Source organism: Aliihoeflea sp. (genome assembly GCF_052435475.1).
Taxonomy (GTDB): Bacteria; Pseudomonadota; Alphaproteobacteria; order Rhizobiales; family Rhizobiaceae; genus Aliihoeflea.
The window spans coordinates 1-655 of record NZ_JBQVMV010000049.1 but is presented as its reverse complement, the minus strand read 5'-3'; the positions used below and the strand labels follow the sequence as shown (position 1 = coordinate 655).

The window sequence follows — 655 nt, the reverse complement described above, 5'->3', positions numbered from 1 at the left end:
CTTCCGCGGCGACTGCCTTTGCCTTCTCGAGAAGGGCGCCTGTGAAGCTGTTTGGCTCTGGGTGCGCTACGACAAAGAGGATGTGCATGAGTGGCCTTTCAGGAGCGAAAACGGAACGAGGGCATATTAGCTGAAGACGGGGCGGCGCTTGTCGAGGAAGGCTGCAATGCCTTCGCGCCCTTCTGGCGATCCGGCGGCGTCGCAAATCGTGCGGGCCTCGAGGTCCATCTGTTGATCGAGCGGCAGGCCGGACATCAGGAGCGAGCGGATATTTGCGAACGCCGATACCGGGCCATTGCGAAGCCGGCTGGCCAACGCGGCGGCCTGTCCTTCGAGTTCGCTATCGTCGACCACCTCGGTGACGAGCCCGATCGCCGCCGCCTCGTCGGCGCTGAGCCGCCGGTTGGTAAACGCCAGTTCCTGCGTTCGCCGCAAGCCGATCAGCCGCGGGAGGATGGCGGTCGCGCCGCCATCTGGCGTCAGCCCGATGCCCGTATAGGCCATGGTGAAGCTCGCCGAGCGCGCCGAAATAACGATGTCACCAAGTGCCGCAAGGCTAAGGCCTGCGCCGGCGGCTGCGCCATTGACCGCCACGACCAACGGCTTGGGCATGCGCGCGAGATGGGAGATAGCCTCGTGCAGCGCGGCGGTGATC

The 655-nt window shown here is 65.3% G+C and carries 1 protein-coding gene; it reads right to left on the bottom strand.

Annotation, left to right across the window (positions count from 1 at the left end; all coding sequences use genetic code 11):
* Positions 1-126: 126 nt before the first annotated feature.
* Positions 127-655 (bottom strand): enoyl-CoA hydratase-related protein (locus ACT6QU_RS19490; RefSeq protein WP_444837033.1); only part of this gene is annotated, 529 nt, incomplete at its 5' end.